Annotated in this window: 19 protein-coding genes; 9 read left to right on the top strand and 10 right to left on the bottom strand. The window is 61.9% G+C overall.

Annotation, left to right across the window (positions count from 1 at the left end; translation table 11 throughout):
• Positions 1-87: 87 nt before the first annotated feature.
• The gene (gene gbdR, locus JTY93_RS25145; RefSeq protein ID WP_029300670.1) at positions 88-1191 is read left to right on the top strand and encodes a choline metabolism transcriptional regulator GbdR; all 1104 of its coding nucleotides are present in this window, start codon (positions 88-90) and stop codon (positions 1189-1191) included.
• 106 nt (positions 1192-1297) lie between these two features.
• Here the strand turns inward: gbdR and JTY93_RS25140 are convergent, their stop codons facing one another.
• The 5 genes from JTY93_RS25140 to JTY93_RS25120 form a co-directional block, all read right to left on the bottom strand.
• Positions 1298-1561, bottom strand: a complete 264-nt coding sequence (locus tag JTY93_RS25140) for a hypothetical protein (RefSeq protein ID WP_029300669.1) — start codon at positions 1559-1561, stop codon at positions 1298-1300.
• Positions 1562-1914: 353 nt separating this feature from the next.
• Complete coding sequence (locus JTY93_RS25135; protein ID WP_205478013.1) at positions 1915-2388, bottom strand: thioesterase family protein; 474 nt, start codon at positions 2386-2388, stop codon at positions 1915-1917.
• Positions 2389-2511: 123 nt separating this feature from the next.
• The gene (locus tag JTY93_RS25130) at positions 2512-3477 is read right to left on the bottom strand and encodes an L-carnitine dehydrogenase (RefSeq protein WP_205478014.1); all 966 of its coding nucleotides are present in this window, start codon (positions 3475-3477) and stop codon (positions 2512-2514) included.
• A gap of 146 nt (positions 3478-3623) precedes the next feature.
• Positions 3624-4511, bottom strand: a complete 888-nt coding sequence (gene cdhC, locus JTY93_RS25125) for a 3-dehydrocarnitine:acetyl-CoA trimethylamine transferase CdhC (protein ID WP_205478015.1) — start codon at positions 4509-4511, stop codon at positions 3624-3626.
• A 78-nt stretch (positions 4512-4589) separates the two neighbouring features.
• Positions 4590-5528 (bottom strand): choline ABC transporter substrate-binding protein, encoded by a 939-nt coding sequence (locus JTY93_RS25120; protein ID WP_205478016.1) that lies wholly within the window; start codon positions 5526-5528, stop codon positions 4590-4592.
• A 193-nt stretch (positions 5529-5721) separates the two neighbouring features.
• Between JTY93_RS25120 and JTY93_RS25115 the strand changes: the two genes are divergently transcribed.
• Positions 5722-6657 carry a GlxA family transcriptional regulator gene (locus JTY93_RS25115; RefSeq protein WP_205478017.1) on the top strand — a complete coding sequence of 312 codons (936 nt, stop codon included), beginning with the start codon at positions 5722-5724 and terminating at the stop codon, positions 6655-6657.
• A gap of 964 nt (positions 6658-7621) precedes the next feature.
• Here JTY93_RS25115 and JTY93_RS25110 read toward each other — a convergent pair.
• Entirely contained in the window at positions 7622-8029 is a 408-nt protein-coding gene (locus JTY93_RS25110) for a DUF3010 family protein (RefSeq protein WP_205480279.1), read from the bottom strand.
• Positions 8030-8071: 42 nt separating this feature from the next.
• Positions 8072-8473 (bottom strand): lysozyme inhibitor LprI family protein, encoded by a 402-nt coding sequence (locus tag JTY93_RS25105; protein ID WP_205480277.1) that lies wholly within the window; start codon positions 8471-8473, stop codon positions 8072-8074.
• Positions 8474-8693: 220 nt separating this feature from the next.
• Between JTY93_RS25105 and JTY93_RS25100 the strand changes: the two genes are divergently transcribed.
• From JTY93_RS25100 to etfB, 6 genes are all read left to right on the top strand, one after another.
• Complete coding sequence (locus JTY93_RS25100; protein ID WP_032858660.1) at positions 8694-9671, top strand: dipeptidase; 978 nt, start codon at positions 8694-8696, stop codon at positions 9669-9671.
• A 69-nt stretch (positions 9672-9740) separates the two neighbouring features.
• Positions 9741-10271, top strand: a complete 531-nt coding sequence (locus tag JTY93_RS25095) for a DUF5943 domain-containing protein (RefSeq protein WP_003194877.1) — start codon at positions 9741-9743, stop codon at positions 10269-10271.
• Positions 10272-10286: 15 nt separating this feature from the next.
• Positions 10287-12347 carry an NADH:flavin oxidoreductase gene (gene dgcA / locus JTY93_RS25090; RefSeq protein ID WP_205480274.1) on the top strand — a complete coding sequence of 687 codons (2061 nt, stop codon included), beginning with the start codon at positions 10287-10289 and terminating at the stop codon, positions 12345-12347.
• Positions 12348-12502: 155 nt separating this feature from the next.
• Positions 12503-14440 (top strand): (Fe-S)-binding protein, encoded by a 1938-nt coding sequence (gene dgcB / locus JTY93_RS25085; RefSeq protein WP_205480266.1) that lies wholly within the window; start codon positions 12503-12505, stop codon positions 14438-14440.
• Entirely contained in the window at positions 14440-15660 is a 1221-nt protein-coding gene (gene etfA / locus JTY93_RS25080; RefSeq protein ID WP_205480258.1) for an electron transfer flavoprotein subunit alpha, read from the top strand. Before dgcB ends, etfA begins: the two co-directional genes overlap by 1 nt.
• Before the next feature lie 15 nt (positions 15661-15675).
• Positions 15676-16446: an electron transfer flavoprotein subunit beta gene (etfB, locus tag JTY93_RS25075; protein WP_205480255.1), complete on the top strand. Its 771-nt coding sequence runs from the start codon at positions 15676-15678 to the stop codon at positions 16444-16446.
• Between the two features lie 914 nt (positions 16447-17360).
• On the opposite strand, the gene gbca is transcribed toward etfB, so the two are convergent.
• Positions 17361-18656, bottom strand: a complete 1296-nt coding sequence (gene gbca, locus JTY93_RS25070) for a glycine betaine monooxygenase oxygenase subunit (protein ID WP_205478098.1) — start codon at positions 18654-18656, stop codon at positions 17361-17363.
• Between the two features lie 281 nt (positions 18657-18937).
• Here gbca and gbcB point away from each other — a divergent pair, with 281 nt between their 5' ends.
• Positions 18938-20038: a glycine betaine monooxygenase reductase subunit gene (gene gbcB, locus JTY93_RS25065; RefSeq protein WP_205478097.1), complete on the top strand. Its 1101-nt coding sequence runs from the start codon at positions 18938-18940 to the stop codon at positions 20036-20038.
• Between the two features lie 2 nt (positions 20039-20040).
• Here the strand turns inward: gbcB and JTY93_RS25060 are convergent, their stop codons facing one another.
• Positions 20041-20856, bottom strand: coding sequence for a nitrilase-related carbon-nitrogen hydrolase (locus tag JTY93_RS25060; RefSeq protein ID WP_205478096.1), 816 nt, complete (start codon positions 20854-20856; stop codon positions 20041-20043).
• Positions 20853-22298 (bottom strand): purine-cytosine permease family protein, encoded by a 1446-nt coding sequence (locus tag JTY93_RS25055; RefSeq protein ID WP_205478095.1) that lies wholly within the window; start codon positions 22296-22298, stop codon positions 20853-20855. The genes JTY93_RS25060 and JTY93_RS25055 overlap by 4 nt, the downstream gene beginning before the upstream one ends.
• Positions 22299-22302: the final 4 nt, after the last annotated feature.

The raw sequence follows: 22302 nt of genomic DNA, 5'->3' as shown, positions 1-22302 counted from the left end.
CCAAAGCCTCTCTCCTGATGGATGAAGAGCGCAATAACAAGAGCCTCGCCTGAGGCCATCACCTGCTTTGTGTGAGGAGATACCGCGATGACGTCGTTCAACTCCGGGGCCCAACCCCAGAACCGTGCGCCTCAATCCATCGGCTTTTTGCTGCTGGACAATTTCACGCTGATTTCCCTGGCGTCCGCAGTGGAACCGCTGCGCATGGCCAACCAATTGTCCGGCCGCGAGCTGTATCGCTGGACCACCTTGAGCGTCGACGGCAACCAGGTATGGGCCAGCGATGGCCTGCAAATCACCCCCGATTGCTCCATGCACAAAGCCCCGGCCCTGGACACCGTGATTGTCTGCGGTGGCGTGGGTATCCAGCGCACTGTGACCCGTGAACATGTGTCGTGGCTGCAAAGCCAGGCGCGCCAGTCCCGTCGCCTCGGCGCAGTGTGCACCGGTAGCTGGGCCCTGGCCTGCGCCGGCCTGCTTGACGGGTTTGATTGCAGCGTGCACTGGGAATGCCTGGCGTCGATGCAGGAAGCCTTCCCACGGGTGTCCATGAGCACACGCCTGTTTACCCTCGACCGCAATCGCTTCACCAGTTCGGGCGGCACCGCGCCGCTGGACATGATGCTGCACCTGATCAGCCGCGACCACGGCCGTGAACTGTCGGCGGCGATTTCCGAGATGTTCGTGTACGAACGCATCCGCAACGAACAGGATCACCAGCGCGTGCCGCTCAAGCACATGCTCGGCACCAACCAGCCGAAGCTGCAGGAAATCGTCGCACTGATGGAAGCCAACCTGGAGGAGCCGATCGACCTTGATGAACTGGCCGTGTACGTCGCCGTCTCGCGGCGCCAGCTGGAGCGGCTGTTCCAGAAATACCTGCACTGTTCGCCGTCGCGCTACTACCTCAAGCTACGCCTGATTCGTGCGCGGCAGTTGCTCAAGCAAACGCCAATGTCGATCATCGAAGTGGCCTCGGTGTGCGGGTTTGTGTCCACGCCGCACTTCTCCAAGTGCTACCGCGAATACTTCGGCATTCCGCCACGGGATGAGCGCGTAGGTTCCAACACCACCCAGCAAGTGGCGATGATGCCGATCCCGCAGGCGTTGGTGTTGTCACCGTTGGCCGGGCCAATGTCGGCGCTGAGCCAGGCGCGCAATGAGTCGACGTTTGCCAGTGTAAGGTTGTAGATCGAGGCGTCTGTATTCGCGAGCAAGCCCGCTCCCACATTTGACCGAGTTCCACCTTTGAAATGCAGTCAAAGGTGGGAGCGGGCTTGCTCGCGAATGCGGTGTATCAGGCCCCGGAGTTCTGCTTGAACTGCACCAGGGCCGGCAACAGCTGCTTATCAATCGCCTGGCGCACCGCCGGCAGAATCGTCGCACTGCCGGTGTACATCTGTTCAACCATGCCCTTGAGCGCCTTGGCCCGCGCTTCACTCAAGCCGCGCACTGCGCATTCACAGGCCTGCTCGGCGGTGGCGCCGCTGGACACCTCGAAACCCAGGGAGCGCAGTTGGCTCAACAGGTCATCCTGATCAATCAAATCCGCGTGCATCATGATGTTCATCCTGGTTAGGGGAGCCTTTGATTCTGGTGGGCTGCCAGCGGGTCGGCAAGGGCTGAATGACGCAATGGCTGGAACGACTATGAGCAGGTCGTTTTCGGGCCAGTTACCGAGGGTGGTTGCAGGCACACTGGTTTTCAAGCAAGCAGCATGAAGGTTTGGTCACCCTCAGTCCGCACGCTCACACAGCACTCTGCCCCGATCCTGTCACGGCTTGATCGGGGCTTTTTTATGGCTGCTTGTCTGTAGGAGCGAGCTTGCTCGCGAAAAACTCAAGGGCGCCGCGTCTAACCAGGCAGCGCGCGTTATCGTTCACGTTCTTCGCGAGCAAGCTCGCTCCTACAGGGTTAGCGTTGCGGCAGGCCGATGACGCGCCCGAGGAGGGCGGGCCGGGGTAGGTCTGCCTGCTCGGCACTGATTGCCGCCAAGCGCTGGGCAACCCCCTCGCTGAACGGTGCTGAACGTGGCCCGGCCAGGTCCACATGCAGCAGCATCTGTTCATTGCCCGCCAGTTCCCGTGCTTCGCCGACCCGATGCAGGCTGTGATAAAGATGCAGGCGCTTGCTGTCATGGGCGATCAACTGGGTATGCACTTCAACCTCGGCGCCCAGCTTCACCTCGTGCAGATAATTGAGGTGCAGTTCCAGGGTGAACAGCGAATGGTCGCTGGCTTCGCGGTGGTCGCTGTCCAGGCCCAGGGTGTCCATCAATGCATCGGTGGCGTAGCTGAAGATCAGCAGGTAGAACGCATCGCGCAGGTGGCCGTTGTAATCGACCCAGTCGGGGATGATTTTGGTGGTGTAGGTGGTCAGCGTAGGCATGTCATGAATCCCAAGGTGTACGCAGTCAAAATGTGGGAGCGGGCTTGCTCGCGAAAGCGGTGTGTCAGTTGGTGCATTCGGTGCTGATGCATCGCTTTCGCGAGCAAGCCCGCTCCCACAGGGTTATTCAGTGAAGCTCATGCCGTGTTTGGCCTTGGTGGTCTTCACCGCCTCCAGCACCGCCAGCAAACAATCATCACGATAGCGCTCCAACGCTGAAATGCTATGGCTGCCCAACTGCTCGCGGGTGCCATCGACCACATCATCAATCAGTTTGTCCGTCAGTTCCGGTGCAGGCAGGTACGTCCATGGCAGTTGCAACGCCGGGCCGAATTGCGCCATGAAATGCCGCATCCCGGCGTCGCCGCCGGCCAGGGTGTAGGTCAGGAACGTGCCCATGAACGACCAGCGCAAACCGGCGCCAAAGCGGATCGCATCGTCGATCTCGCCGGTGGTTGCTACACCATCGTTGACCAGGTGCAGCGCCTCGCGCCACAGCGCTTCGAGCAAGCGGTCGGCGATAAAACCCGGGACTTCCTTGCGCACATGCAAGGGGCGCATGCCGAGGGACTCGTAGACTTTTATGGCGGCCTGGATCGCTTCGGGTGCGGTGTGTTTGCCGCCCACCACTTCCACCAGCGGCAGCAGGTACACCGGGTTGAACGGGTGACCGACCACGCAGCGCTCCGGATGGGTGGAACCTTCATAAAACTCACTGGGCAGCAGGCCCGAGGTGCTGGAACCGATCAGCGCATTGGGCTTGGCCGCTGCACTGATCTTGCTGTGCAGCTCCAGTTTCAGTTCCAGGCGTTCCGGGGCGCTTTCCTGGATGAAGTCGGCGTCTTGCACGCATTCCTCGATGGTCGCCACAAACCGCAGGCGGTCCTGGCTGGCGCCCGGTGCCAGGCCCTGTTTTTCCAGGGCGCCCCAGGCATTGGCGACACGTTTGCGCAGGGCCGCTTCGGCGCCTGGCGCCGGGTCCCAGGCCACCACATCCAGGCCGTGGGCGAGGGCGCGGGATACCCAGCCACTGCCGATGACACCGCTGCCCAGGGCGGCGAAGGTTTTGATCTCGGTGATAAAGCTCATTTGGGTAATTTCCAGTGCTAAAGAGGTTCATTGTGGGAGCTGGCTTGCCTGCGATAGCGGTGGGTCAGTGCCATATGTATCAACTGATGCACCGCTATCGCAGGCAAGCCAGCTCCTACATTTTTGGGCGGGTTGCGGCGGGGGGATCAGCTGCGTTTGGTCAGGCCCATTTTTATGCGGCCTTCAGCCGGGCTCAGCACTCGTGCGCCCAGGCGGCTGAGGATTTCCCCGGCACGCTCCACCAGTTGCCCATTGGTCGCCAGCACGCCCTTGTCCAACCACAAATTGTCTTCCAGCCCGACCCGCACATTGCCGCCCAGCAGCACGGCTTGCGCCGCCATCGGCATTTGCATGCGCCCAATCCCGAAGCCGGCCCACACCGCATCAGCCGGCAGGTTGTCGACCATGGCCTTCATGGTGGTGGTGTCGGCCGGGGCGCCCCAGGGGATGCCCAGGCACAGTTGGAACAACGGGTTGTCGAGCAGGCCTTCCTTGATCATCTGCTTGGCGAACCACAAGTGGCCGGTATCGAAAATCTCCAGCTCGGCCTTCACCCCCAGTTCCAGGATGCGCTTGGCGCCCGCCCGCAATTGGGCCGGGGTCGAGACATAAATGGTGTCGCCATCGCCGAAGTTCAGGGTGCCGCAGTCCAGTGTGCAGATTTCCGGCAGCAGTTCTTCGACGTGGGCCAGGCGGGTCAACGGGCCGACCAGGTCGGTGTTGGGCCCGAACGCCATGGGGTTCTCGCCGCCACCGATTTCCAGGTCGCCACCCATGCCGGCGGTGAGGTTGACGATGATGTCGATATCCGCCTCGCGGATGCGCTCCATCACTTCGCGGTACAGCGCCACGTCGCGGCTGAACTTGCCGGTCTGCGGGTCGCGCACATGGCAATGCACCACGGTGGCGCCGGCTTTGGCGGCCTCTACCGCCGCCGCGGCGATTTGTTTGGGGGTGACCGGCACGTGTGGGCTTCTGGCGGTCGTGTCGCCAGCACCGGTGAGTGCGCAGGTGATGATGACGTCGTGGTTCATGGGGCAGGTTCCTTACAGGCGGGCGTAGTGATGCCGTTCGCAGCCGGTATCAGCTGCGAAGCGGTGATTCGAAAGAGGTTATTTGCTGCTCAGTTGCAGGTTGTCCGCAGCCGGCTTGCCGTCGAAGGTGGTCACGCCTTCCAGCCAGCGCTGCAGGTCCTGGGGGTGATCCTTGAGCCACTGTTTGGCAGATTCCAAGGCATCCTTGTGTTCCAGCAGCGGCTGCATCATCCGGCTCTCGTCGGCAGCGGTGAACGTCAGGTTGCTCAGCAGCCTGTGCACATTCGGGCATTGCTCGGCGTAGGTCGGGGTGGTCACGGTCCAGACCGTGGCCATGCCTTCGTTGGGGCCCAGGGCGTCCTCGCTGCCCGACAGGTAGGTCATCTGCACATTGACGTTCATCGGGTGCGGCGCCCAGCCGAAGAACACCACGGCCTCCTTGCGGCGCACGGCGCGGTCCACTGCGGCGAGCATGCCGGCCTCGCTGGACTCCACCAGCTGGAATTTGCCCAGGCCGAACTGGTTCTTGGCGATCATCGCCTTGATCTGGGTATTGGCCCCCGAGCCGGGCTCGATGCCGTAAATCTTGCCGCCCAGCTCTTTGTGGAACTTGGCGATGTCGGCGAAGGTTTTCAGGCCCTTGTCGGCGAGGTAGGTCGGCACCGCGAGGGTGGCGCGGGCGTCCTTGAGGCTGGGCGCATCGAGGACTTTTACTTGGCCGGCGTCGACAAAAGGCGTGATGGTCTGGGTCATCAGCGGGTTCCAGTAGCCGAGGAACAGGTCCAGGCGCTGGTCGCGAATGCCGGAGAAGATGATTTGCTGGGAGGCGCTGGTTTGCTTGGTGGTGTAGCCGAGGCCGTCGAGCAGCACCTGGGTCATGGCGCTGGTGGCGATCACGTCGGTCCAGTTCACCACACCCATGCGCACGTTTTTACAGGAGGCGGCATCGGCGGCCCACAGGCTGGTGCTCAAGACGGCGCTGAGCGCGAGCACGCAGCGGCTGATCAGTCGGTTCATGATGGATCCCTCGGCAGGTCGTTATTGTGGGTTCCGGTGTCTTTGCGCACCGTGTCGCCAAGTTACCCACCTTGATGCCCGGTAAAACGCACGGCGGCGACCCGCTCTTGCACTGCAGCGACCTGTGCCCTTGAATGGGCGATTGAACTGGCGTACACACAACACACGCTGCCCGCCTGACGAGAGCGCTTGCATGTCCCAGGACTTTTATTTTTTGCTGATGCCCGGCTTTTCAGCCATCGGCTTTATCTCTGCCATTGAACCGCTGCGCGTGGCCAACCGTTTTCGCGGCGAGCTGTATCGTTGGCACGTACTGAGCGCGGACGGCGGCGCGGTGCTGGCGAGCAATGGCATGTCGGTCAACGCTGACGGCGGATTGGAACCACTGAAAAAAGACGCGACTTTGCTGGTAGTGGCCGGCTTCGAACCCCTGGAGTTCGTCACGCCAGCCCTGGAGCACTGGCTGCGCCGCCTCGAGCATGACGGCGTGACCCTCGGCGCCATCGACACCGGCAGCTTCGTCCTGGCCCAGGCCGGCCTGCTCGACGGCTACCGTCTGACCCTGCACTGGGAAGCCATCGATGCCTTCAAGGAATCCTATCCCGCACTGGCCGTGACCCAGGAACTGTTCGAGATCGACCGCCGGCGCATCACCTGCGCCGGTGGCACCGCCTCCATCGACCTGATGCTCGACCTGATCAGCCAGGCCCACGGCCCGGAGTTGGCGATTCAGGTCTCCGAACAGTTCGTGCTGGGCCGCATCCGCCCGCGCAAGGATCACCAGCGCATGCAGATCGCCACGCGCTACGGGATCAACAACCAGAAGCTGGTGCAGGTGATCGGCGAGATGGAACAGCACACCGAACCGCCCCTGAGCACCCTGGCGCTGGCGCAGATGATCAAGGTCACGCGGCGGCAACTGGAGCGTCTGTTTCGCCTGCATCTGAACGAAACACCGAGTACCTTCTACCTCGGCCTGCGCCTGGAGAAGGCCCGCAAATTGCTGCGCCAGAGTGGTATGAGCGTGCTGGAAGTGAGCATTGCCTGTGGGTTTGAGTCACCGTCGTACTTCACCCGCAGCTACCGGGCACGGTTTGCCAAATGCCCGCGAGAGGATCGGCGGCGGTAGGGCATACGCCGACCAAAATGTGGGAGCTGGCTTGCCTGCGATAGCGGTGGGTCAGCAACTTATCTGCCAACTGATACACCGCTATCGCAGCATGAGTATCTACACGACCCGCTCTTCTGGGTATGTGTATATATCCGTTGCCGCGGTCGCGGCGGGTATGGGTTCCGCCCTTACGGCGGCTCACTTTTGAACAGCGCAAAAGTAAGCAAAACGCTCTTGCCCCACCACTCGGCACCTCGCCTAGGCTCGGTGTGCCCGTAATCCGACATTGATTTGGGGGGCCGCCGCGATGGGCCATCCATGGCCCAGCGCGGCTAAACCGGCGTCCTGCCGGTTTACCCCCCAAATCAATATCGGATTACGGCCAGCGTGGTTTAACGGGGCGCCTAAGATCAAAATCACAAGCAGAGCGAGGCGGCCTGACAGCCGACCTGATCGGTGAGGCTTACGCGTATACCTGTGGGAGCGGGCTTGCTCGCGAATGCGGAGGGTCAGTCAATATATCCATCACTGACCCACCGCATTCGCGAGCAAGCCCGCTCCCACAGGGGAATGCAGCTTCGCGCTCTGGCGTTGCTGTTGCTCTGCTTTTGATCTTAGGCGCCCCGTTAAACCACGATGGCCGCAGGCAGGTATTGCGCAGTGGGCACCCCGGCAGGATGCCGGGGTAGCCGCGACACGGCCATGGATGGCCGATCGCGGCGGGCCCACGGAGCAATGCCTGACTGCGGGCATGCCGAGCCTAGGCGAGGCACCGAGTGGTGGGGCAAGAGCGTTTTGCTTACTTTTGCGCTGTTCAAAAGTGAGCCGCCGTAAGGGCGGAACCCATAGCTGCCGTTACCGCAGCAATGGATATGCCCCCTACATCAGCCCAAAACCCAGAGCCCAGAAGTATCAGAGAGTTGTGTAGATACTCATGGCTATCGCAGGCAAGCCAGCTCCCACATTGAATATGTGGTGTGGCTTATTTTTTTACCAAGGCCGAGCACGCGGTTTTGAAGGCCTCATGCTGATACTTGTTCAGCGTCGCCGGCAGTTCGAAGCTGTGCTTCTTGTACTGCGCATTGATGGTCTGCGGCGACAGCAGCGTCACTTCAACGCCGTCCAGCAACTGCAACACGCCTTCGATCTTGAAGGTGGTCGGGCCGCCGGCGAATTCGCCTTTCTTGCTGCGTTTCTTGATCGCGATGCGGGTGATGCCGTTGTCGCGCACAAACGCGGCCACTTGGCTGGCGAAGGCTTTGACGTTGGCGGCTTCGTCATCGTCCTCAAGGGCGATTTTCTTGGTGGCCATGGCGACGTGGGTCAGGTCCGGGGCGGCAACGGCGATGATGGCTTCGCTGCCTTTGATTTCGATGCCGCACAGAGTCATGGGTAGCCTTGGTTCAGAAGAAAGGATGGGCGCGATTGTCGCTTATTCCTGGCCAATCGACTCCAAAAACTCCGACCGCTCATCACTCATCCGCGCCAGGCAGTCATTCTGCGCAATGGCGTAGGCGCGGGTTCCGGTCACTGCGGGGAAGGTGTCCACCGCGCAATCAGCATCCCGCAGTTTTTCCCACTTCTGCTGGGCATCCTTCAGACGAGCGGTAATGTCCGCCAGTTTGGTCTTGTCGCTGGCGTAGGTAGAACCCATGCGTTCCAGCAGGCCTTGATAGTTGTCTTTCAACAACTGCTCGGCGGTGGTTTTGTTGTAGGAGGCGCATTCCAGGGTCTGTTTGTCGTTTTCGATGCCATCACACGGCGTGCTGTCGGTGTCTTCAGCCGCGTGGACGCCGGTGGCGAGGAGTGCCAAAGCCAGGAAAATCGGTTTCATTGCGCCTTCTCATATCAGTGGGTGGGTCGAATTCTGGCTCAAGCGTAGGCCAAAGAACAGATGCAGGACAGACACGTCTGTGCACCCTTTGTCGTGGATTGACGCTTTCGGCAATTCCCCTGTCGTTTTTGCACCCGGCTCGCTCAGTCCCTGGGCATATGCTGGCCCCAAAGCGCCGGCAGACGATTCGGCGCATGAATCGCCAATAAGGGGACGCCTGATGAGCCCAGCCGAACTGCACGCCGACAGCATCGTTATCGACGGGCTGATCATTGCCAAGTGGAACCGCGACCTGTTCGAGGACATGCGCAAGGGTGGCCTGACCGCCGCCAACTGCACGGTGTCGGTGTGGGAAGGCTTCCAGGCCACGATCAATAACATCGTGGCCAGCCAGACCCTGATCCGTGAGAACAGCGACCTGGTGATCCCGGTGAAAACCACCGCCGATATCCGCCGCGCCAAGGAGCAGGGCAAGACTGGCATCATCTTCGGCTTCCAGAATGCCCACGCCTTTGAAGACCAGCTCGGCTACGTCGAGATCTTCAAGCAGCTCGGCGTCGGCGTGGTGCAGATGTGCTACAACACCCAGAACCTGGTGGGCACCGGCTGCTATGAGCGCGACGGCGGGCTGTCGGGCTTTGGGCGCGAAATTGTCGGTGAGATGAACCGTGTCGGCATCATGTGCGACCTGTCCCACGTCGGCTCCAAGACCAGCGAAGAAGTCATCCTCGAATCGAAAAAACCGGTGTGCTACTCCCACTGCCTGCCGTCCGGCCTTAAAGAGCACCCGCGCAACAAGTCCGATGCAGAACTCAAATTCATTGCCGACCACGGCGGCTTTGTCGGCGTGACCATGTTTGCGCCGTTCCTGGCCAAGGGTATCGATTCGACCATCGACGACTACGCCGAAGCCATCGAGTACACCATGAACATCGTCGGCGAAGACGCCATCGGCATCGGCACCGACTTCACCCAGGGCCATGGCCAGGATTTCTTCGAAATGCTGACCCATGACAAGGGCTACGCCCGCCGCCTGACCAGCTTCGGCAAGATCATCAACCCGCTGGGCATCCGCACCGTGGGCGAGTTCCCCAACCTGACCGAGACCCTGCTCAAGCGCGGCCACAGCGAACGCGTGGTGCGCAAGATTATGGGCGAGAACTGGGTCAACGTGCTGAAAGACGTCTGGGGCGAATAAGCCACCGTTTTTTCTCCCCCGGCCATTCGTGCCGGGGCATTACCAAGAATTTTCTGGAGTTAAGTTTCCATGGCCAAGATCGCCCCGCAATTGCCAATCGAAGTCGACAGCGAAACCGGTGTCTGGACCTCCGACGCCTTGCCGATGCTGTACGTGCCGCGTCATTTCTTCGTCAACAACCACATGGGCATCGAAGAGGTGCTGGGCGCTGATGCCTACGCCGAAATCCTCTACAAGGCCGGCTACAAATCCGCCTGGCACTGGTGTGAAAAAGAAGCCGAATGCCACGGCCTGGAAGGCGTCGCGGTGTTCGAGCACTACATGAAGCGCCTGTCGCAACGCGGCTGGGGCCTGTTCAAGATCCAGGACATCGACCTCGACAAAGGCACCGCCAGCGTCAAGCTCGAACACTCGGCATTCGTCTACGTGTATGGCAAGGTCGGGCGCAAGGTTGACTACATGTTCACCGGCTGGTTTGCCGGCGCCATGGACCAGATTCTGCAGGCGCGCGGCAGCAACATCCGCACCGTCGCCGAACAAGTCTACGGAGGCTCCGAAGAGGGCCATGACGACGGTCTGTTCACCGTCAAGCCGTTGTAAGCCGAGGACCGTGCCATGGCTTTCGAAGCAATGTTTGCGCCGATCCAGATCGGCAAACTGACCATCCGCAACCGCGTGCTCAGTACCGCCCACGCGGAGGTGTATGCCACCGACGGCGGGATGACCACCGAACGTTATGTGAAGTACTACGAAGAGAAAGCCAAGGGCGGCATTGGCCTGGCAATCTGTGGCGGTTCCTCCGTGGTGGCGATCGACAGCCCGCAGGAATGGTGGAGTTCGGTCAACCTGTCCACCGACCGCATCATCCCGCACTTCCAGAACCTGGCTGACGCGATGCACAAGCATGGCGCCAAGATCATGATCCAGATTACCCACATGGGCCGTCGCTCACGCTGGGACGGCTTTAACTGGCCGACCTTGATGTCGCCCTCCGGCGTCCGTGAACCAGTACACCGCGCCACCTGCAAAACCATCGAACCGGAAGAAATCTGGCGGGTGATCGGCAACTACGCCAGCGCCGCAGCGCGGGCCAAGGCCGGTGGCCTGGATGGCGTGGAACTGTCGGCGGTGCACCAGCACATGATCGACCAGTTCTGGAGCCCGCGGGTCAACAAGCGTACCGATGAGTGGGGCGGCAGCTTTGAGGGGCGGATGAAATTCGGCCTGGAAGTGCTCAAGGCCGTGCGTGCCGAAGTCGGCCCGGATTTTTGCGTCGGCATCCGCCTGTGCGGCGACGAGTTCCACCCGGACGGCCTGTCCCACGAGGACATGAAGCAGATCGCCAAGTATTACGACGACACCGGCATGCTCGACTTTATCGGCGTGGTCGGCTCGGGGTGCGACACCCACAACACCCTGGCCAACGTGATCCCCAACATGAGTTTCCCACCGGAGCCGTTCCTGCACCTGGCCGCCGGGATCAAGGAAGTGGTCAAGGTCCCGGTGCTGCACGCGCAGAACATCAAGGACCCGAACCAGGCCACGCGCATCCTCGAAGGCGGTTATGTGGACATGGTCGGCATGACCCGTGCGCACATGGCCGACCCGCACCTGATCGCCAAGATCAAGATGGGCCAGATTGACCAGATCAAGCAGTGCGTCGGCGCCAACTATTGCATCGACCGCCAGTACCAGGGCCTGGACGTGCTGTGCATCCAGAACGCCGCGACCTCCCGTGAATACATGGGCGTGCCGCACATCATCGAAAAATCCACCGGGCCCAAGCGCAAAGTGGTGGTGGTCGGTGCCGGCCCGGCCGGGATGGAGGCCGCTCGGGTTGCTGCCGAGCGTGGCCACGACGTGACCCTGTTGGAGAAAAAAGACTTTATCGGCGGGCAGATCACCACCGCGTCCAAGGCCCCGCAGCGCGACCAGATCGCCGGTATCACCCGCTGGTTCCAGCTGGAACTGGCACGGCTCAACGTCGACCTGCGCCTGGGCGTGGCGGCGGATGCCGCAACCATCCTCGACTTGCGCCCGGATGTGGTGGTGCTGGCGGTGGGTGGGCATCCGTTCATCGAGCAGAACGAACACTGGGGCGCGGCAGAAGGCCTGGTGGTCAGCAGCTGGGACGTGCTCGACGGCAAGGTGGCGCCGGGCAAGAACGTGCTGGTGTACGACACCATCTGCGAATTCACCGGCATGTCCGTGGCCGACTTCCTGGCCGACAAGGGTTGCCAGGTCGAGATCGTCACCGACGATATCAAGCCTGGCGTGGCCATCGGTGGTACGTCATTCCCCACCTACTATCGCAGCATGTACCCCAAGGAAGTGATCATGACCGGCGACATGATGCTGGAGAAGGTCTACCGCGAGGGTGACAAGCTGATAGCGGTGCTGGAGAACGAATACACCGGCGCCAAGGAAGAGCGGGTGGTGGACCAGGTAGTGGTGGAGAACGGCGTGCGCCCGGATGAAGAAATCTACTACGCCCTCAAGCAAGGGGCGCGCAACAAGGGGCAGATGGACGTCGAAGCGTTGTTCGCGATCAAGCCGCAACCGTGCCTGAGCGAACCGGGGGAAGGCTACTTGCTGTTCCGCATCGGTGACTGTGTGGCCCAGCGCAATACCCACGCCGCGATCTACGACGCCCTGCGCTTGTGCAAGGATTTCTGACCCAACACCGAACCAATGTGGACTCGGTCAAAAATGTGGGAGCGGGCTTGCTCGCGAAAGCGGTGTGTCAGTCGATACATCCGGTGGCTGATGCACCGCCTTCGCGAGCAAGCCCGCTCCCACATTAGACCTGTGTGGTCTGTGGGAGCTTCACCATGTTGAACACCCTTCTTCCGATTCTCCTGTTTGCGGCCCTGGGCCTCGCTGTCCTCGGCGCTTTGCGCCGGGTGAACATGTGGCGCCGTGGCCGTGCCGCCAAGGTCGACCTGCTGGGCGGCCTGTTGGCCATGCCCAAGCGCTACATGGTCGACCTGCACCACGTGGTCGCCCGCGACAAATACATCGCCAATACCCACGTGGCCACGGCCCTGGGCTTTGTGTTGTCAGCGTTGCTGGCGATTCTGGTGCACGGTTTCGGCCTGCATAACCGCATCCTTGGCTACGCCTTGCTGCTGGCCTCGGTGCTGATGTTTGTCGGCGCCACCTTCGTCTACCTGCGCCGGCGCAACCCGCCATCGCGCCTGTCCAAGGGCCCGTGGATGCGCCTGCCGAAAAGCCTGATGGCGTTTTCGGTCAGTTTCTTCCTGGTGACCTTGCCGGTGGCCGGGATCCTGCCTGCCGACTTCGGTGGCTGGCTGCTGGCCGCGCTGCTCGGTGTGGGTGTGCTGTGGGGCGTGTCGGAGATGTTCTTCGGCATGACCTGGGGCGGGCCGATGAAGCATGCGTTTGCCGGTGCCCTGCACTTGGCCTGGCACCGCCGCGCCGAACGTTTTGGCGGTGGCCGTTCCACCGGTTTGAAGCCGCTGGACCTGAGCGATAAAAGCGCGCCCCTGGGCGTGGAAAAACCCAAGGACTTCACCTGGAACCAATTGCTGGGCTTCGACGCCTGCGTGCAGTGCGGCAAGTGCGAAGCCGCGTGCCCGGCGTTTGCTGCCGGCCAGCCGCTGAACCCGAAAAAGCTGATCCAGGACATGGTGGTCGGCCTGGCCGGTGGCACCGATGCGAAGTTCGCCGGCAGTCCGTATCCGGGCAAGGCCATTGGCGAGCACAGCGGCAACCCGCACCAACCGATCGTCAACGGCCTGGTGGACGCCGAGACCTTGTGGTCGTGCACCACCTGCCGCGCCTGCGTCGAAGAATGCCCGATGATGATCGAGCACGTGGATGCCATCGTCGATATGCGCCGTCACCTGACCCTGGAAAAAGGCGCGACCCCGAACAAGGGCGCCGAAGTCCTGGAAAACCTGATCGCCACCGACAACCCTGGCGGTTTTGCCCCGGGCGGGCGGATGAACTGGGCGGCGGACTTGAACCTGCCGCTGCTCGGCGATAAGAAGACAACTGACGTACTGTTCTGGGTTGGCGATGGTGCCTTCGACATGCGTAACCAGCGGACCTTGCGCGCTTTCGTCAAAGTGCTGAAGGCGGCCAAGGTCGATTTCGCCGTGCTGGGCCTGGAGGAACGCGACAGTGGCGACGTGGCCCGGCGTCTGGGGGATGAGGCGACGTTCCAGCTACTGGCTGCGCGCAATATCCAGACCCTGGCCAAGTACAGCTTCAAGCGCATCGTGACCTGCGATCCCCACAGTTTCCATGTACTGAAAAACGAATACGGCGCCTTCGACGGCAACTACCGCGTGCAGCACCACAGCACCTACATGGCCGAGTTGATCGACGCCGGCGCGCTGAACCTGGGCCAGCACAAAGGCAACAGCGTGACCTATCACGACCCGTGCTACCTGGGCCGTTACAACGGCGAGTACGAGGCTCCGCGCCAAGTACTGCGGGCGCTGGGGATCGAGGTCAAGGAGATGCAACGTTCGGGCTTCCGTTCCCGTTGCTGTGGCGGTGGTGGCGGCGCGCCGATCACCGATATTCCCGGCAAGCAGCGCATTCCCGACATGCGCATGGAGGACATCCGCGAGACCGGTGCCGAGCTGGTGGCCGTCGGTTGTCCACAGTGTACGGCGATGCTCGAAGGGGTGGTCGAGCCGCGCCCACTGATCAAGGACATTGCCGAGTTGGTGGCGGATGCCTTGCTCGAAGAGGCCGCATCGGCCAAGAACACCCGTCAACCTGCGGAGGTCCACTGATGAGCGACATTATCCGCCGCGACCCACGGGCCGAATGGATCGCCCGCAACCGCCTGCACCCGCTGCATGCGGCGATGCAACCGGAGCAGCACAGTTGGATGGGGCCTAACGGCATCCTCCGTAAAAACGTGCATGGCATTGGTTTTATCGGCCCCAACGGCATCAAGCGTATCGACCGCAGCGGCGCCCAGCAGGGTGGCGCGACCAAGCGCACGGCAGCGGTGCAAGTGCAGTTGCCGCTGCACCAGGTGCCAGCCCCGGCGTTCTACATCAACGTGGTGCCGGATATGGTCGGCGGCCGCCTGAGCAGCCACGACCGCGACTTGCTGGGCCTGGCACGGCAACTCGCCGGCAGCGACGGTGCGGTACTGGCGGTGGTCTTTGGCGAGCATAAGGAAAGTGCCTTCGACACGGCCGGCGTGGATCGCCTGCTGGTGCTGGACGGCCACGCATTCGACGGTTATTCACCGGAGCAACGGGTCCATGGCCTGCGGGCTGTGGATAACCAGTTCAGCCCGCGTCACTGGTTGCTGCCCGACAGCCGCAGTGGCGGTGGCGAACTGGGGCGGCGCTTTGCTGCGAGCCTCAAGGAACGCCCGGCAACCCGGGTGTGGCAGATCAAGGGCAACGAGTGTATCGGCCGTGCCGGTGCGGGCCAGGAAGACCTGGCGCGAGCGTTGCCAAGGCTGATCCTGGCCGCCGTGGAATGTGCCGACCCCGTCAGCGATACGCGCCATGAAGTGTTGCCGGTGGAGTTATCCACAGCGCTGGCGCGCAGCTTGCCGCGTATCGAGGATCTGGGCGCGGTGGCGGTGGATCCGGGCGCGATTCCCATGGCCGAAGCCGAGTTTATTTTCTCGGGCGGCAACGGGGTCAAGGACTGGGAGCTGTTCCACCAGACCGCTGCCGCCCTGGGGGCTACCGAAGGTGCGTCGCGGGTGGCCGTGGACGATGGCTTCATGGCCCGTGATCGGCAGGTTGGCGCCAGTGGTATCTGGGTCACTGCGCGGGTGTATGTGGCCGTGGGGATCTCCGGGGCGATCCAGCACCTGCAAGGCATCGGTGCCTGCGACAAGGTGGTGGCGATCAACCTCGATCCGGGGTGCGACATGATCAAGCGCGCCGACCTGTCGGTGATCGGTGACAGCGGCGAAATTCTCCGGGCCTTGATCGCAGCGGTCCAGGCCCACCGCAACGGCGCCAAGCGCGATGCGGCTTAAGCAAAGGATATGGTCATGACCACCCATGTAATCAGCCTGGTCTCCATAGGCGCCCACCCGACCTCCGGCCGCCCACGTCGCGCCGAACAGGATGCGCGCGCCGTCGAGCTAGGGTTGCAACTGGCGGGGGATAACCTGCAAGTGCTGCATGCCGGCGACATTGCCGAACCGACCCTGCGCGCCTACCTGGGCATGGGGTTGGCGCAGTTGCACGTGCTGGAGCAGCCGGCCGGCGCCGATGCCTTGCCGATACTCGGCGACTATCTACGGGACGCTGGCGCCCAGGTGGTGCTTACCGGCAGCCAGGCAGAAACCGGCGAAGGCTCGGGCATGCTGCCCTTCCTGTTGGCCGAACAACTGGGCTGGCCGTTGATTGTCGGCCTGGCCCAGGTGGAGTCCATCGACAACGGTGTGGCCCATGTACTGCAAGCCCTGCCGCGCGGGCAGCGGCGGCGCCTGAAGGTGCGCCTGCCGTTCCTGGCCACGGTGGATAACGCCGGGCCCAAGCCTCGGCAAAGCGCCTACGGCCCGGCCCAGCGCGGAGTGCTGCAGGAGCACGACGTGCAGGTGGTGGACGATGAGTTATTCACAGGCGCCGTGCTGCAACCGGCCAAGCCTCGACCCAAGCGCCTCAAAGTGATCAAGGCCAAGAGCGGCGCCGACCGTATGAAAGCTGCCACTGCCAAGGCCAGCGGCGGCAGTGGCCAGGTGCTCAAGGGCCTCAGCCCCGAGGCGGGTGCCGAAGCGATTCTCAAGCTGCTGATCGAAGAAGGCGTGGTGCGCTGACCCCCCCTGTAGGCGCGAGCTTGCTCGCGAAGAACCTGAGCGCGCAGCGTTAAACCAGACACGCTGCGTGATCGTTGGCCTTTTTCGCGAGCAAGCTCGCTCCTACAAGCCATGTGCGTTGGTGTTACCCACAATCCCTGTTAACGCAGCTGTGGATAACCTGTTCGCGGCTGTCCACACCCCATGTAAATCAAGCCCTGCAGCCCTCTGTACGAAAAACAACCAACCTAAGCGCCGGTTTTTACTGGGCTTTTTCTGTGGATAAGGGAAAAGCCCCGCTCAGAGTTGCCCCCAAAGTCTGTTGGTGCTTCTGTGGATAAGATGTTCGCTACACGCTGCAAGCCATATGGATAAAGGCTTGCAGTGGGTTGGTTGAAATATGATCAATATCGCTGTTTCCATGGGTTTACGCGGGTAAAGCCTCGATTTTGATGGGCCGCAGGCGGTTTTCCACAGATAGGCCAAAGTTGCCCCCAAAGTCTGTTGGCGCTTCTGTGGATAAGGTGTTTGCGTTCCGCTACAGGCCATATAGAACGTGGCCTGTACGCTTTAGGTCAAAAAATGATCAATATTGGATAAAACCCATTGCTTTGAATAAGTCACGGATTTTCTTGGTTTTATGTCGAGGTAAGAGCGCAGTTGCCCACAATTGCTGTGGGTGGGTTTGTGGATAAGTTGTTGGGGGATGGCTGCAGGGCAGGGTAACAGTGGGCTGGCGGCCCTATGCTCAATTTTTGACCAGGAGCGGGCTCAAAAGTGGGAGCGGGCAAGCCCTAATGCCACGTAGGAGCGAGCTTGCTCGCGAAGAACTTGAGAGCGCCGCGTTTACCTAGCAAACACGCGTTATCGTTGACGTCCTTCGCGAGCAAGCTCGCTCCTACGTGGCATTAGGGCTTGCCTGCTCCCACAGTCAGTTACTCGTGTGCTGCGACGCCCTTGAGGTACGGCGCCGGCGCCGCTCCCAGGTTGTTGAGCATGCGCTCGCTGTACCAGTCCACAAAGTTCACCACGCCAAACTCATAGGTCTTGGAGTACGGCCCCGGTTGGTAAGCGGTGGAGTTGATCCCGCGCTGGTTCTCTTCGGCCAGGCGCCGGTCCTGGTCATTGGTGGCGTCCCACACCTGGCGCATGCGTTCGACGTCGTAGTCTTCACCTTCCACCGCGTCCTTATGCACCAGCCATTTGGTGGTGACCATGGTTTCCTGGGCGCTGATCGGCCACACCGTGAAGACGATGATGTGATCGCCCATGCAGTGGTTCCACGAGTGGGGCAGGTGCAGGATGCGCATCGAGCCCAGGTCGGGGTTCTTGATCCGGCCCATGAGTTTCTTGCAGCCCTGCTTGCCATCCAGGGTCATGGAGACGGTGCCCTTGAGCAGCGGCATGCGCACGATACGGTTTCGCAGACCGAAGCTGGCGTGGGCGTAAGGGATCTTCTCGGCGTCCCAGGCAGCGGCGGATGCGGCGACGTGGTCCTTGAAGGCCTGGTCGGCACGCGGGTCGGTGACGTCGTCCCATTCCAGCAGGGTTTTCAGTAACTCGGGGTGCGAGGCGTTGCAGTGGTAGCACTCGCGGTTGTTTTCCAGCACCAGCTTCCAGTTGGCTTTTTCAAACAAGGTGGTCTGGATCGCCACCTTGGTGTTTTCCATGTCGTAGGGTTCCATGTAGTGGTTGAGCGTCGACAGAAAGTCATCGATGGCCGGCGGGTTCTCGGCCAGGCTGATGAAGATGTAGCCGCCGGCGGTCTTCACGTTCACCGGCTTGAGGCCGTACTGCTTCATGTCGAAGTCGGCGCCCATCTCGGTGCCGGCGAACAGTAGGCGCCCGTCCAGTTCATAGGTCCACTGGTGGTAATGGCAAACCAGTTTGGCGACCTTGCCCTTGTCGCTGGTGCACAAGCGCGAACCGCGGTGGCGGCAGACGTTGTGAAAGGCATGCACCACGCCTTCGGCGCCACGGATCACGATGATCGGGTTCTTGCCGATCTGCAGGGTCAGGTAGTTGCCTTTGGCGGGGATTTCGCAGGTCATGCCGGCGATCAACCATTCCTTCTGGAAGATCTCCTGCATGTCGATATCGAACAGCCGCTGGTCAGAGTAAAACGGCTGGGGCAGCGAAAAAGTGCGCTCGCGCTCTTGCAGCATTTGCGCGGTGGCCTTGCGTGCGGGTTCCAGCGGATCGCCCAAGCTCAAGGTTGCGGTGACGTCCATCGTGTGTGTCCTCAAGGCCATTCTGTGTGGCCGCGATAAGTGGCTAATCAGGTTTGCAGCAAGGCGTAAAGAAAGCGTCGTTGTTGGCTGCGAGTGTGGGCCCGGCGCCGCCCTCAACCTTATCCATTAACGACATGGCCCACTCTGTTCCCGACGCGCAACCCCAGTGGTATGGGGGCTGGTCGCGATAAGTATGCGAATGTCGCAGATAGGTAAATGGCAGGTTGCGGCCTTACGCAGAATCGCCAGCATCAAGCCGAACTACGGCCGTGGAGAACAGCATGTCCAACACCTTCCTGAATCCTGTCACCACCCAGACCTGGGCCAATGGTCGGCACATCGTGCGGTGCGTCAAAGTCATCCAGGAAACCTGGGATGTGCGCACCTTCTGCTTTATGGCCGATCAGCCGATCCTGTTCTTTTTCAAACCGGGGCAGTTCGTCACCCTGGAGCTGGAAATCGACGGCCAGCCGATCATGCGGTCGTACACCATTTCCAGCTCGCCATCGGTGCCCTACAGCTTCTCGGTAACCATCAAGCGCGTGCCGGGCGGGCGGGTGTCGAACTGGTTGCACGACACCCTGCATGAAGGGCAAGAGTTGGCGGTGCACGGGCCGGTGGGGCTGTTCAATGCCATCGACTTCCCGAGCCCGAAGGTGCTGTACCTGAGCGGTGGCGTGGGGATCACCCCGGTGATGTCCATGGCCCGTTGGTTCTACGACACCAACGCCAATGTCGACATGACCTTTATCCACAGTGCGCGCTCGCCCAAAGACATCATTTACCACCGCGAGCTGGAACACATGGCCTCGCGCATCGACAACTTCAGCCTGCACCTGATTTGCGAGAAGCACGGCCTGGGCGAACCCTGGGCCGGGTATCGCGGGTACCTGAACCACAAGATGCTGGAATTGATGGTGCCGGACTTCCTCGAGCGGGAAGTGTTCTGCTGCGGGCCGACACCTTATATGAGCGCGGTCAAACGCCTGCTCGAAGCGGCGGGCTTCGACATGGCGCGCTACCACGAGGAATCCTTCGGCGCCACGCCAGCGGAAGCCCGCGCCGATGCGGTCGAGCAAGCCGAACAAGCCGCCGATGCGCCGCAGATCGACCAGGCGGATTTGCATCAGGTGGAATTCATTGCGTCGGGCAAAAGCATCCGCGTGGCGCCGGGCGAAACCGTGCATGCCGCCGCCGCCAAGCTCGGCCTGCTGATCCCCAAAGCCTGCGGCATGGGCATTTGCGGCACGTGCAAGGTGATGAAGCTGGGCGGGGAGGTCGAGATGGAGCACAACGGCGGCATCACCGAAGAAGACGAAGCCGAAGGCTACATCCTGTCGTGCTGCAGCGTGCCGAAGGGGGATGTGCGGATCGAGTTCTGATCTTAGTACAACCCTGGCCGACGATCCTGATGCACATGGTTGTGCGCACTGATGAACTTATCCCGGGCCTGGGCCAGAGGCAGGTCCGCCACCAGGCACTGTTCTTGCTGATGGGAGGTCGCGCCGGCCTGGGGGTAGCCATCGGCATCGACGATAACTGACCCTCCTACCCAGTTGACGCCGCGTTCTTCGCCATGACGGTCGCACGCGGCAATGAACAGGCGGTTGACGGCGGCATTGGCCTGGACCCGGACGATTTCTGCCGGCCTTTCGCCGGCGGGGCGCGGGCCATCTGGCCAGTTGACCGGCGCACAGAGCAGGTCGGCACCGGCGAGGGCGGCCAGGCGTACCCACTCGGGCAGTTCCAGGTCGTAGCAGATCATCACGGCGATGCGTCCGACGGCGGTTTCGACCACCGGCGGGGGCTCGGTGCCGGGGGTGAAGATGGATTTTTCGCGGTCCCACAAATGTGCCTTGCGGTACACCGTCAGCCTGCCGTCCGGCTCTATCAGCGCGGCGCTGTTGGCCACCTGGGTTGCCGTCAGCCGCTCACAGAAACCGGCCACGACAATAATGCCCAGCTCGTTTGCCAGTGTTTTCCACAGGGTCAGTGTCGGTCCCTCCAGGGTTTCGGACACCCTAAGGGCTTCGTGCAGGTCCGTGAACACATAACCGCTCTGCATCAACTCCGGCAGCACTACCACCTGCGCGCCTAGCGCTGCTGCACGGCGGATGGCCTCGGCGCTGAGGGTGCGGTTGTACTGCGCATCGGCGATACGGGGCGCCAGTTGATGACAGGCGATACGGACGGTGTTCATAGGTTGTTGCCTTCCAACATAGCCTCGCTGGCGGCAATCGCACGGCGCTCGGCGTTATGGTCAAGGTTGCGGTTCATCACACAGTAGGCGAGCGCGGAAACGCCCAGGCCGATCACAAACGCAATGTCGGCACCGCCCAGCGCCACGGCGACCGGCCCGACGTAGAAGCTCAACGACATGAACGGCACCATCGAGACCATGCCCAGGCCATAGGCGACCAGGCCCGCTTTGCCCCACTGGCCATAGATACCGGCGGGGTTGAAGATGTCGCTAATGGCGTATTGGCCTTTGCGCACCAGATAAAAATCCGCGAGGTTGACGGCGGTCCACGGCACCAGGAAATACAACATCAGCAGCACAAACGTATTGAAGCTGGCCAGGTAGCTGTCAGGAATGCTCAGGGCGATCAGGAAGATGATCACCGCCACCAGGCTAATCCCCATGATCCGGCTCTTGAGGCGCGGCTGGATCTTCACGAAGCCGTCGATGGCACTGATGCCGGTCAGCATGGCGCCGTAGCAGTTGACCGCCATGATGCCAATCAGCGCCGGCACGGCGATCAGCACGGTGAAGGTGCCGAAGCCGGGGATCACCTGGTTGCCCACGGTGCGCACGCTGGTGATGGGATCCGGCGAGGGCAGCGCCGAAGCAAGGAATGCGCCCAGGGACATCAGCCACAAAGCAGAGCCGGCGGCGCCCAGGTAGGTCCAGAAAATCACCCGGCGCGACGGCGTTTGGTGGGGCAGATAGCGCGAGTAGTCCGACACGTACACGGCGTAGCTGATCTGATAACCGGCAGCGGCGCTGAGCTGAATCAGGAACGCCGACCACGAGAAATGTGCATCGGCCACCGCCGCGTCGGCCGACAGGCTCATCAAGGCGGCGACGGTCAGCACCGCGAATACGCTGATCATCACGTAGGTCAGCCAGCGTTGCACGGTGTGCAGCAGGTCATGGCCGATCACGGCAATCACCACCGCGAGGATGATCATCAGCGCATACCACGGCGCGCGGCTGCCCGGCAGGACCGTGTTGATGGCATCGGTGGCGAGAATCACGTTGAACACGTTGAAGCCGATGTACACAAAGATCACCGCGATAAACGGCACGATGGCCCCGCGCAGACCGAACTGGGCGCGTGACTGGATCATCTGCGGCAAGCCCATGCGCGGGCCCTGGTTGGCGTGGAACGCCATGGCGAAGGTGCCCAGGCACACACCAATGACAATCGCCAGCACGGCGTAGACCAGGCTCAAGCCCAACGCGGCCCCGGTGAAGCCGGTGACCATGGTGGTGAGGACGAAGTTGCCCGTGAACCAGAAGGGACCCTGGTGCCAGACTTTGCCGTGGCGTTCGTTGCGCGGCACGTAGTCAATGGAGCGGGTCTCTATTTTCAGGCCGGGGGCGGCGCGGGGAGCGGTCTTGTCGGATAGGGCGTTCATAGGT

The organism is Pseudomonas hygromyciniae (genome assembly GCF_016925675.1).
Classification (GTDB): Bacteria; Pseudomonadota; Gammaproteobacteria; order Pseudomonadales; family Pseudomonadaceae; genus Aquipseudomonas; species Aquipseudomonas hygromyciniae.
The sequence above is the reverse complement of the archived record's forward strand: the minus strand, read 5'-3'. Positions and strand labels throughout refer to the sequence as shown.